The sequence below is a fragment of the Massilia sp. genome (assembly GCF_032106685.1).
Classification (GTDB): Bacteria; Pseudomonadota; Gammaproteobacteria; order Burkholderiales; family Burkholderiaceae_D; genus Telluria.
Genome location: NZ_DAMCPG010000001.1, coordinates 395,685 through 407,358 on the forward strand (window position 1 = coordinate 395,685; position 11,674 = coordinate 407,358).

General features: G+C 64.6%; 7 protein-coding genes and 1 tRNA gene. 7 read left to right on the plus strand and 1 reads right to left on the minus strand.

Annotated elements, in window-relative coordinates:
* Positions 1-116: 116 nt before the first annotated feature.
* From RT688_RS01785 to RT688_RS01815, 7 genes are all read left to right on the plus strand, one after another.
* Positions 117-2,252 (plus strand): M3 family metallopeptidase, encoded by a 2,136-nt coding sequence (locus RT688_RS01785; protein ID WP_313703135.1) that lies wholly within the window; start codon positions 117-119, stop codon positions 2,250-2,252.
* Positions 2,253-2,341: 89 nt separating this feature from the next.
* A complete protein-coding gene (locus RT688_RS01790) occupies positions 2,342-4,465 on the plus strand; it encodes a M3 family metallopeptidase (RefSeq protein ID WP_313703136.1) in 2,124 nt (707 codons plus the stop codon).
* Positions 4,466-4,606: 141 nt separating this feature from the next.
* Positions 4,607-6,727, plus strand: coding sequence for a M3 family metallopeptidase (locus RT688_RS01795; protein ID WP_313703137.1), 2,121 nt, complete (start codon positions 4,607-4,609; stop codon positions 6,725-6,727).
* A gap of 189 nt (positions 6,728-6,916) precedes the next feature.
* The gene (locus RT688_RS01800) at positions 6,917-7,129 is read left to right on the plus strand and encodes a VF530 family protein (protein WP_312547380.1); all 213 of its coding nucleotides are present in this window, start codon (positions 6,917-6,919) and stop codon (positions 7,127-7,129) included.
* A 12-nt stretch (positions 7,130-7,141) separates the two neighbouring features.
* Entirely contained in the window at positions 7,142-7,435 is a 294-nt protein-coding gene (locus RT688_RS01805; protein ID WP_313703138.1) for a DUF4404 family protein, read from the plus strand.
* Between the two features lie 166 nt (positions 7,436-7,601).
* The gene (locus RT688_RS01810; protein ID WP_409521867.1) at positions 7,602-9,851 is read left to right on the plus strand and encodes a YgiQ family radical SAM protein; all 2,250 of its coding nucleotides are present in this window, start codon (positions 7,602-7,604) and stop codon (positions 9,849-9,851) included.
* A 270-nt stretch (positions 9,852-10,121) separates the two neighbouring features.
* Positions 10,122-11,285 carry a GGDEF domain-containing protein gene (locus tag RT688_RS01815; RefSeq protein ID WP_313703140.1) on the plus strand — a complete coding sequence of 388 codons (1,164 nt, stop codon included), beginning with the start codon at positions 10,122-10,124 and terminating at the stop codon, positions 11,283-11,285.
* A gap of 182 nt (positions 11,286-11,467) precedes the next feature.
* On the opposite strand, the gene RT688_RS01820 is transcribed toward RT688_RS01815, so the two are convergent.
* Positions 11,468-11,544: transfer RNA gene (locus RT688_RS01820), tRNA-Asp, on the minus strand.
* Positions 11,545-11,674 lie beyond the last annotated feature (130 nt).

Here is an 11,674-nt window from a genome sequence, read left to right on the forward strand (position 1 = left end):
ATGTTTGTATGCTTTTGTTTCACAGTGACGACAGGGCAATAAACCCTGCTATGATCTGGCGCGCAGCTGTCGGCGGCGATCCCGCGGGCAGTCCCTTCGAGTTCGTGAGAGAGACCATGAAACGTCCACAAATGCTCATCATCGCGGCCAGCCTGGCGTTCGCCGGCACGGCCTTTGCTGCTCCCGCCGGCTCCGGCGCCACCCTGGATGCCTCCAATCCCTTCGCCAAGCCGAGCGCGCTGCCGTTCAACTACCCGGCCTTCGACAAGATCAAGGACGAGCACTTCCTGCCGGCCTACGCCGCCGGCATGCGCGAACAGCTGCGCGAAGTGGCGAGCATCGCCGACAACAAGGCGGCGCCGACTTTCGATAACACCATCGTCGCGCTGGAGCGCTCGGGCCAGATGCTCTCGCGCGTGGCCGCCGTGTTCTCGAACCTGCAGACCGCCAACACCAACGACCGCCTGGATGCGATCGACCGCGAGATGTCGCCCAAGCTGGCGGCGCACAGCGACGCCATCCACCTGAACCCGAAACTGTTCAAGCGCGTCGAGACCCTGTACAACAAGCGCGCGAGTCTGGGCCTGGATGCCGAATCGGCCTTCCTGCTCGATCGCTACTACAAGGAATTCGTGCGTGCCGGCGCCAAGCTGTCCGCCGCCGACAAGGAGAAGCTGAAGGCCTACAACGGCCAGATCGCTTCCCTGCAGTCCGAGTTCTCGCAGCGCGTGCTGAAGGAAGCGAATGCCTCGGCGCTGGTCGTCGACACCCGCGAGGAACTGGCCGGCCTGTCGGACGCCGAGATCAATGCCGCCGCCGCCGAAGCAAAGAAGCGCGGCCTGGACGGCAAGTACGTGATCGCCATCGTCAACACCACCATCCAGCCGCCGCTGGCGAGCTTGACGAATCGATCCGTGCGCGAGCGCCTGCAGGCCGCCTCGATGAACCGCGGCAGCCGCGGCGGCGAATTCGATTCGCGCGACCTGGTGCTGAAACTGGTGAAGCTGCGCGCCGAACGCGCCACCTTGCTGGGCTACCCGAACTACGCCGCCTATTCGCAGGAACTGGAAACCGCGAAGAACCCGGCCGCCGTCAACAAGCTGCTGGCCGAACTGGCCAAGCCGGCCGTCGACAACGCGAAAAAGGAAGCCGGCGAGATCCAGAAGATCATCGATGCCGAAAAAGGCAACTTCAAGGTCGCCGCCCACGACTGGGCCTTCTACACGGACAAGGTACGCGCCGCCCAGTACAACTTCGACGAGAACCAGCTGCGCCCGTATTTCGAGATGAACAACGTCCTGGTCAACGGCGTGTTCTTCGCCGCGACCAAGGAATACGGCATCACCTTCAAGGAACGCAAGGACCTGCCGGTCTACGATCCGGACGTGCGCACCTTCGACGTCATCGACGCCAACGGCAAGCCGCTCGCGATCTTCATCTTCGACCCCTACGCGCGCGCCAACAAGCAGGGCGGGGCCTGGATGAACGAGTACGTCTCGCAGTCCCACCTGCTGGGCAAGCACCCGGTCGTCGGCAACCACCTGAACATCCCGAAGCCGCCCGCTGGCGAGCCGACCCTGATGACCTACGACGAGGTGCGTACCGCCTTCCACGAGTTCGGCCATGCGCTGCACGGCATGTTCTCGGACGTGAAGTACCCGCACTTCTCGGGCACCAACGTGCCGCGCGACTTCGTCGAGTATCCGTCGCAGGTCAACGAGATGTGGGCGATCTGGCCGGAAGTGCTGGCCAACTACGCCAAGCACTACAAGACCGGCGCGCCGATGCCGAAGGAACTGCTGGAGAAGGTGGTCGCGTCCAAGAAGTTCAACCAGGGCTTCATGACGACCGAATACCTGGCCGCCTCGCTGCTCGACCAGAAATGGCACCAGCTGACCCCGGCCCAGGTGCCGACCGACGTCCTCGCCTTCGAAGCGAAGGCGCTGAAGGACGCCGGCGTCGACTTCGCGCCGGTGCCGCCGCGCTACCGCACGACCTATTTCTCGCACTCGATGAACGGCGGCTACTCGGCCGGCTACTACGCCTACCTGTGGAGCGAAAAGCTCGACGCCGACACCGTGCAGTGGTTCACCGAGAACGGCGGCCTGTCGCGCAAGAACGGCGACCACTTCCGCAAGACGCTGCTGTCGCGCGGCGGCACCGCCGAGGCGATGGACCTGTTCCGCAACTTCCGCGGCCGCGATCCGATCATCGAGCCCCTGCTCGAACGTCGTGGCCTGACGGCGCAGTAATTCCAGGCGCCCGCTTCGCGTGCATGCCGGCCGGGAGACAGGCCGGCATGCATCACCACATCATTCACCACCACCATAAACAGAGACACATGAATCGTCCCCGCATGCTCCTGATCGCCGCCAGCGTCGCCATGGCCAACCTCGCCTGGGCCGCACCGAGCGCCGCGCTCGACGCCGCCAACCCGTTCGCCAAGCCGAGCACCCTGCAATACGGCTACCCGGCCTTCGACAAGATCAAGAACGAACACTTCGCACCCGCATTCGCCGAAGGCATGCGCCAGCATGCCGCCGAAGTCGAAGCGATCGCCAACAACAAGGCCGCGCCTACTTTTGAGAACACCATCGTCGCGATGGAGCGCTCGGGCCAGCTGCTGACCCGCGTGCAGGCCGTGTTCCAGACCCTGATCGGCTCCTACACCAACGACCAGCTGCAGGCGCTGGACAAGGAGCTGGCGCCGAAGCTGGCCGCGCATGCCGACTCGATCCGCCTGAACCCGAAACTGTACGCCCGCATCAAGGCCCTGTACGACAAACGTGCCAGCCTCAAGCTCGACGCCGAATCGGCCTACCTGGTCGAGCGCTACCACAAGGACTTCGTGCGCGCCGGCGCCCAGCTGTCCGAAGCGGACAAGGCCAAGCTGAAGGCGATGAACAGCCAGCTGGCCGCCCTGCAGACCCAGTTCAGCCAGAACGTGCTGAAGGAAGTGAACGCCTCGGCCTTCGTGGTCGACACCCGCGAGGAACTGGCCGGCCTGCCTGAAAAGGCGATCGCCGCCGCCGCCGCCGAAGCCAAGAAGCGCGGCCTGGAAGGCAAGTTCGTGTTCCCGGTCGTGAACACGACCCAGCAGCCCTTGATGTCGACCCTGAGCAATCGCGGCACCCGCGAGAAACTGTTGACCCTGTCGATGGCGCGCGGTTCGCGCGGCGGCGAGTTCGACAACCGCGACGTCGTGCTGAAGCTGGCCAAGCTGCGCGCCGAACGCGCCGAGCTGCTCGGCTTCGAGAGCCACGCCGCCTATTCGCTGGAGGACCAGACCGCCAAGACCACCGGCGCCGTCAACAAGCTGCTGTCCGACCTGACCGTGCCGGCCGTGCGCAACGCCGGCAAGGAAGCGGCCGAGATCCAGCAGGTGATCGATGCCGAGAATGGCGGTTTCAAGGTCGCGGCCTCCGACTGGAACTACTACAGCGACAAGGTGCGCGCCGCCAAGTACGCCTTCGATGCGAACGAACTGAAGCCCTATTTCGAGTTCAACAACGTCCTGAACGGCGCCTTCTTCGCCGCCAACCAGCTGTGGGGCATCACCTTCAAGGAGCGCAAAGACCTGCCGGTCTACGACCCGGACGTGCGCGTGTACGACATCTTCGAAGAGAACGGCACCCACCTGGCGATTTTTGTCGTCGACCCGTATGCGCGCGCGAACAAGCGCGGCGGCGCCTGGATGAGCGCCCTGGTCACCCAGAGCAAGCTGCTGGGTAACAAGCCGGTCATCACCAACAACCTGAACCTGGTCAAGCCGGCCGCCGGCGAGCCGACCCTGCTGACCTGGGACGAAGTGCGCACCACCTTCCACGAATTCGGCCACGGCACCCATGGCTGGTTCTCGAACGTGAAGTACCCGCGCTTCTCGGGCACCAGCGTGCCGCGCGACTACGTCGAGCTGCCGTCGCAGGTCTACGAGATGTGGATGGCCTGGCCGGAAGTGCTGGCGAATTATGCCAAGCACTACCAGACCGGCGCGCCGATGCCGAAGGAACTGCTCGATAAACTGCGCGCGTCGCAGCGCTTCAACGAGGGCTACCGCACCACCGAATACCTGGCGGCCGCGGTGCTGGACCAGAAATGGCACCAGCTGGGCTCGAAGGCGATCCCGACCGACGTGAAGAGTTTCGAGGCGCAGGCGCTGAAGGAGGCCGGCCTGGACTTCGGCCCGGTCCCGCCGCGCTACAGCACGACCTACTTCTCGCACGCCTTCGCGGGCGGCTACTCGGCCGGCTACTACAGCTACCTGTGGGCCGAGCGCCTGGATGCCGACGCCGGCGAGTGGTTCAAGGAAAACGGCGGCCTGCTGCGCAAGAACGGCGAGCGCTTCCGCCAGATGGTGCTGTCGAAGGGCGGCACCATGGACGCGGTCGAGATGTACCGTTCCTTCCGCGGCCGCGATCCGGAAATCGGACCGCTGCTGGAGCGTCGTGGATTGACGGCGGAGTGATCGAACGTGGCGGGCTGGCGGTTGGGCCTCGGGTCCATCGTTTGTGCCGCCAACAATGATCACAGGTCACGCGTGGGCACGGAGTGCCCACCCTACGGGTGGCTTCGGTGACCGCCCGGGTTATTCGAGAAGAAAGTGTTTATGAATCGTCCCCAAATGTTGTTGATCGCCGCCAGCGTCGCCGTCGCGAACCTGGCCTATGCCGAACCGGCGTCGATGCTCGAAGCGTCGAACCCGTTCGCCAAGCCGAGCACCCTGCAGTTCCAGTACCCGCCGTTCGACAAGATCAAGAACGAGCACTTCGCGCCCGCGTTTGCCGAAGGCATGCGCCAGGAAGCGGCCGAGATCGAAGCGATCGCCAACAACAAGGCGGCGCCCACGTTCGAGAACACCATCGTCGCCATGGAGCGCTCGGGCCGCCTGCTCGACCGTGTCGGCGCGGCCTTCGGCACCCTGCAAGGCTCGTACACGAACGACACCCTGCAGGCGCTGGCCAAGGAACTGGCGCCGAAGCAGGCTGCCCACAACGATGCGATCCGCCTGAACCCGAAGCTGTACGCGCGCATCAAGGCGCTGTACGACAAGCGCGACAAGCTGAACCTGGACGCCGAGTCGAAATACCTGCTCGAGCGCTACCACACCGACTTCGTGCGCGCCGGCGCCCAGCTCTCAAGCGCCGACAAGGACAAGCTGAAGGCGATGAACGGCCAGCTGGCCGCGCTGTCGACCCAGTTCGCCCAGAACGTGCTGAAGGAAGCCAACGCCTCGGCGCTGGTGGTCGACACCCGCGCCGAACTGGCCGGCATGTCGGACAAGCAGATCGACGCCGCCGCGGCTGAAGCCAAGAAGCGCGGCCTGGACGGCAAGTTCGTGATCCCGGTCGTGAACACGACCCAGCAGGCCGGCCTGTCGGTACTGACCAACCGCGCCACCCGCGAAAAACTGCTGGCCGCATCGCTGGCGCGCGGCTCGCGCGGCGGCGAGTTCGACAACAAGAACATCGTGCTGCAGATCGCCAAGCTGCGCGCCGAACGCGCCGTGCTGCTGGGCTACCCGAACTACGCCGCCTACAACCTGGAAGACCAGACCGCGAAGACCACCGGCGCCGTCAACAAGCTGCTGGCCGAATTCGCCAAGCCGGCCGTGAACAACGCCAGGAAGGAAGCGGCCGAGATCCAGAAGGCGATCGATGCCGAGAAAGGCGGCTTCCAGGCCGCCGCCCACGACTGGGCCTTCTACAGCGACAAGGTGCGCCAGCAGCGCTACGCCTTCGACGCCGGCCAGCTGCGCCCCTACTTCGAGCTGAACCGCGTGCTGCAGGACGGCGTGTTCTTCGCCGCAAACAAAGAGTTCGGCCTGACCTTCAAGGAACGCAAGGACCTGCCGACCTATGTCGAGGACGTGCGCACCTTCGACGTGTTCGACGCCGACGGCAGCCAGCTGGCGATCTTCACCTTCGACCCGTACGCGCGCTCGAACAAGCGCGGCGGCGCCTGGGCCAATGCCCTGGTCGGCCAAGCTAAGCTCCTGGGCACGAAACCCGTCATCGCCAACAACCTGAACATCGCCAAGCCGGCCGCGGGCGAGCCGACCCTGCTCACCTACGACGAAGTGCGCACCACCTTCCACGAGTTCGGCCACGCGCTGCACAGCATGTTCTCGGAAGTGAAATACCCGCGCCTGGCGCGCGTGCCGCGCGACTACGTCGAGTTCCCGTCGCAGGTGAACGAGATGTGGATGGCCTGGCCGGAAGTGCTGGCGAATTACGCCAAGCACTACCAGACCGGCGAGCCGATGCCGAAGGAACTGCTGGATAAAGTGCAGGCGTCCGCCCAGTTCAACGAAGGCTTCCGCACCACCGAGTACCTGGCCGCGTCGCTGCTGGACCAGGCCTGGCACCAGCTGGCGCCGAACCAGATCCCGACCGACGTGCTGGCCTTCGAGGCTGAAGCGCTGAAGAAAGCGGGCGTGGACTTCGCGCTGGTGCCGCCGCGCTACCGCACTACCTACTTCTCGCACACCTTCTCGGGCGGCTATTCGGCCGGCTACTACGGCTACCTGTGGGCCGAGAAGCTGGACGCCGACACCGTCAACTGGTTCAAGGAGCATGGCGGCCTGACCCGCAAGAACGGCGACCACTTCCGCAAGACCCTGCTCTCGCGCGGCGGCACGCTCGACGCGATGCAGATGTACCGCAACTTCAGCGGGCGCGATGCGCAAGTGCAGCCGCTGCTGGAGCGCCGTGGTTTGACGGGCGAGTAAGTCAGTTGATACCGGCGCGGTCGCGAGCGATCGGCCGGTAGCGATCACCGCGTGGGCACGGGTGCCCACCCTACGAAAGGCGGCAAGCGTAGGGTGGGCACTTGTGCCCACGCGTTCTTTCGTGTCCATGCACACCACGATCCGGTGTATAAATCACCCGTTTTCCACCACGACGAACCACCCCAAGCGATGAGTGCTCAACCTCTGCACGGTATTACCTTAGAATCACTGTTAACCCGCCTGGTCGAGCACTATGGCTGGGACGGACTCGGCCGCCGGATCGACATCAACTGCTTTCAAAAAGATCCGAGCATCAAGTCGAGCCTGAAGTTCCTGCGCCGCACGCCCTGGGCGCGCGAGCAGGTCGAGAAGCTGTATCTCGAGACCCGCTTCCCCAACTAGAGCGAGAAAGACATGCTGAACGAGAACGAATCGAACGAATCGAACCTGAAGGCGCACCTCAAAACGCTGCACCGCAGCCTGTCCGAGACCGAGCAGGTCGACGAGGAACTGCAGATGCTGCTGCGCCAGCTCGACGGCGACATCAAGCAGGTGCTGGAACGCCGCGCCGACCAGGACCTGGACGCCAACACCTACGGCCTGGGTTCGCGCACCCAGGAACTGAGTGCCCGCTTCACCGCGCGCCATCCGAACGTGGCGACCACGCTGCGCGAACTCGGCAATATCCTGTCGAGCATGGGGATTTAAGCGGCATCTCAACCACAAGTCATTGATATTCAAGCCATTTTTAAGGCCGGGGAGCAGCCGGAAAAATGGTTTTCCGGTACAATGCCGGCCAATGAACTCCCCAACCAATCTCTTCGCGAGCGTGCCCAAGCGCTCCAGCCGCGCACCCGCCGCGCCTTTCCTCCCGATGACCCGCGCCGAAATGGACGCATTGGGCTGGGATTCGTGCGACATCATCCTCGTCACCGGCGACGCCTACATCGACCATCCGAGCTTCGGCATGGCGCTGGTCGGCCGCCTGCTCGAGGCGCAGGGCTACAAGGTCGGCATCATCAGCCAGCCGGACTGGACTTCCGTGGATCCCTTCCGCGCGCTCGGCAAGCCGAATCTGTATTGGGGCATCACCGCCGGCAACATGGACTCGATGGTCAACCGGTATACGGCTGACAGGAAAATCCGCTCGGACGACGCGTATACGCCTAACGCCGAGCCGAACAAGCGGCCGGACCGCGCGGTGACGGTGTATGCCCAGCGCGTGCGCGAAGCCTATCCCGGCGTGCCGGTCATCATCGGCTCGATCGAGGCCTCGCTGCGCCGCATCGCCCACTACGACTACTGGTCGGACAAGGTGCGCCGCTCGGTGCTGTTCGAGTCGAAGGCCGATCTGCTGATCTTCGGTAACGCCGAGCGCGCCCTGGTGGACCTGACGCGCCGCATCGCGGCCGGGGAGAACATCAAGAACATCCGCGACCTGCGCGGTACCGCCTTCCTGGTGCCGCAAGGCTGGCTGCCGGACGCGGAGTGGAGCGTGCACAATTCCACGCGCGTGGACGTGCCGGGTCGCATCGACAAGCAGCCGAATCCGTATGCGATGGCGCTGGAAGACCCGAAGGCCTGCGCGCTCGACAACGCCGCGCCGGAACCGGAAGTCAAGCCGGTCCTCATCATGACGCGCGAAGAGCGCCAGGCCGCCAAGCGCGAGCAAGCACGCAAGACCGTGGTGCGCCTGCCGTCCTTCGAAACCGTCAGCGAGGACCCGGTGATGTACGCGCACGCCTCGCGCGTCTTCCACCTGGAATCGAACCCGGGCAATGCGCGCGCCCTGGTGCAGGCGCACGGCGACCGCGACGTCTGGCTCAATGCGCCGCCGCTGCCGCTGGCCATGGACGAGATGGACAACGTCTACGACCTGCCGTATGCGCGCGCACCGCACCCGAGCTACGGCAAGGCCCACATCCCGGCCTGGGAAATGATCCGCTATTCGGTCAACATCATGCGCGGCTGCTTCGGTGGCTGCACCTTCTGCTCGATCACCGAGCACGAGGGCCGCATCATCCAGAGCCGCTCGGAGCCGTCGATCCTGCGCGAGATCGAGCTGATCCGCGACACGACGAAGAACTTTGCCGGCACGATCACCGACCTCGGCGGCCCGACCGCGAACATGTACCGCCTGGCCTGCAAGGACAAGAAGATCGAGGAATCCTGCCGCCGCCTGTCCTGCGTGTACCCGACCATCTGCAGCAACCTGGGTACCGACCACAGCAAGCTGATCTCGCTGTACCGCAAGGCGCGCGCCATCCCCGGCATCAAGAAGATCCTGATCGGCTCGGGCCTGCGCTACGACCTGGCCGTGCGCTCGCCGGAATACGTGAAGGAACTGGTCACCCACCACGTGGGCGGCCTGCTGAAAATCGCGCCGGAACACACCGAGCAGGGCACCCTGTCGAAGATGATGAAGCCGGGCATCGGCGCCTACGACGAATTCAAGCGCCTGTTCGACAAGTATTCGCTGGAAGCGGGCAAGAAGCAGTACCTGATCCCCTATTTCATCGCCGCCCACCCGGGCAGCACGGATGAGGACATGCTGAACCTGGCCCTGTGGCTGAAGAAGAACAACTTCAAGCTCGACCAGGTGCAGACCTTCACGCCGACGCCGATGGCGATGGCGACGACCATGTACCACAGCCGCAAGAATCCGCTGCACAAGGTGACGGACGATTCGGAAACCGTGGAGACCGCGCGCAGCGGCAAGATGCGCAAGGCCCATAAAGCTTTCCTGCGCTACCACCACCCGGAGAACTGGCCGATCCTGCGCGAAACCCTGACCAAGATAGGCCGCGGCGACCTGATCGGCAATGGCGAGCGCCACCTGGTGCCGGCCTGGCATCCGTCGGAAGAGGGCGGAGCGGGCGCGGTGCGCGAGACCGGCGCACGCCAGCAGCCCGCACGCCAGACCGGCGCGCGCCAGACCACGGCGCCGCAGGGCGAGCGCAAGCGCGGCAACGGCATGCCGCAGCCGCACCAGATCGCGGCCAATGCGCGGCGCCAGCCGGAACGTGCCCAGGCCGGCGGCCGTGGAGCGCCTGCCGCGCTGGAGAAGAACCGGCCTTCGATCCTGTCGACCATCAAGGCGAAACCGAAAGCCGGACGCAAATAAACGTTCTGGAACACGGTCAGGCCAGCCACGTCGCCATGCGTGCACTGGCCTTTTTCACGGTTGTTGTCCGTTGGCGACATGCATAGACATGTCTTGATCGTCAGTACGGGCTTGGGAGTCGAGGACATCGCCTAAATCTTTCAATTGTGCGTACGGAGCATACGAAAGTCTGTAATATAGTTCCTTTAGGAAATAGTTGTTGTGAATTTGATAGCGTTGCACCGGAAGCGTGCGGCGCGGCGGCAATGACGCTCCCGCAAGGAACGCGCAGTGATCGACATCCAAACTTTCATGCTGGCGCTCGGCATCGGCAACATTTCGTTTGCCTTGCTGATGGTCGCCTACATACGCGACACCGAACCCAGCCCCGGCCTGCGCATCTGGACCTGGGCGCGCCTGATCGCGGGCGCTACCCAATTGATGGCCTTTGCACGTCCGCAGTTGGGCGTGCCGGTCCTGGTCTTGCTCGAACCGGTCGGCTGGATAGCCGGCCTCGCGCTCGAGGTCGCGGCCTACTGCACCTTCTTCGGGTTCCGCAACTGGCAGCGCATCGTTTATCCGCTGGCCGGCCTGGCGCTGCTGGTGGCCTGCACCGCGCCATTGGCGGGCGCCAGTTACAGCGAGCTGATGCTCCTGATTTCCTTCCTGTTCGCCTTATGTGCGATCTCGACCGCCTATGTGCTGTTGCATCCGGCGCTGAAGAATCCGTCACTGCTGCAGCGTATCATCGGCGTCAACGATGCGGTATTCGGGCTGGCGATCGTCGTCTGGGCGGCAGGCGCCGTCGAGCGGGGCCAGCTCGACCTGTTCGAACTCGGGGCCACCCAGTTCACTGCCTACATCTCCGGCTACGCGCTAATGATCGTGAACGGCTTCGGCTTCCTGCTGATGTGCAAGCAGCGCAACGACGCCGCCATGAAGCGCCTGGCCAGCACCGACGACCTGACGGGCCTCCTGAACCGGCGCGAATTCCTCGCCCGCGCCGACGCGGCGCGCATGCTGGCGCTGCGCCAGCGCCAGCCGATCGCGCTCCTGATGCTCGACATCGACCACTTCAAGCAGCTCAACGACCGTTTCGGCCACGCCACCGGCGACGAGGCGCTGCTGCTGTTCGCCCGCACCACGGACGGCATCCTGCGCGAACACGATATCCTGGGACGCATGGGCGGCGAGGAGTTCGCGCTGGCGCTGCCCGGCACCGACCTGGCCGGCGCCATGCAGGCCGCCGAGCGCCTGCGCCAGGCGACGATGGAGATCCGCCTGCTCACCTGCGGCAACCACTACACGATGACGGTCAGTATCGGCCTTGTCGTGATCGAATCCAACGAAGACCTGCCGGCGGCGCTGGCGCGCGCCGACCGCGGGCTGTATGCGGCCAAGCGCAATGGACGTAACCGGATCGAAGAGGGTGGGGCGGTCAGGCGCGCGGCTTAGGGTGGGCAAACCATCCGGGCCAGCAGCCCGGATGTTTTGCCCACGCGGTGATTGTTGGCGGTACCAGCGCGGGCGCGACGATCTTGGCGCTATCGATCACCGCGTGGGCAGCGAAGCTGTCCAACCCTACGACGCGTAAACGAAAGAAGGGTCCGACGAATCGGACCCTTCTTTCTTGAAGCTGGCGGAGCGGACGGGGCTCGAACCCGCGACCCCCGGCGTGACAGGCCGGTATTCTAACCAACTGAACTACCGCTCCAGTTTTTTCGGTCTTGCGAAGACCACTACTAAGACAAGAAAAAAGGCCCGATTTATCGGACCCTTCTCTTTCATGCTGGCGGAGCGGACGGGGCTCGAACCCGCGACCCCCGGCGTGACAGGCCGGTATT

Bases quoted from the DNA above. Each gene is read 5' to 3' on its own strand.
- RT688_RS01795 (WP_313703137.1), top strand. From the start codon at position 4,607: ATGAATCGTCCCCAAATGTTGTTGATCGCCGCCAGCGTCGCCGTCGCG.
- RT688_RS01785 (WP_313703135.1), top strand. From the start codon at position 117: ATGAAACGTCCACAAATGCTCATCATCGCGGCCAGCCTGGCGTTCGCC.
- RT688_RS01805 (WP_313703138.1), top strand. From the start codon at position 7,142: ATGCTGAACGAGAACGAATCGAACGAATCGAACCTGAAGGCGCACCTC.
- RT688_RS01790 (WP_313703136.1), top strand. From the start codon at position 2,342: ATGAATCGTCCCCGCATGCTCCTGATCGCCGCCAGCGTCGCCATGGCC.
- RT688_RS01800 (WP_312547380.1), top strand. From the start codon at position 6,917: ATGAGTGCTCAACCTCTGCACGGTATTACCTTAGAATCACTGTTAACC.
- RT688_RS01810 (WP_409521867.1), top strand. From the start codon at position 7,602: ATGACCCGCGCCGAAATGGACGCATTGGGCTGGGATTCGTGCGACATC.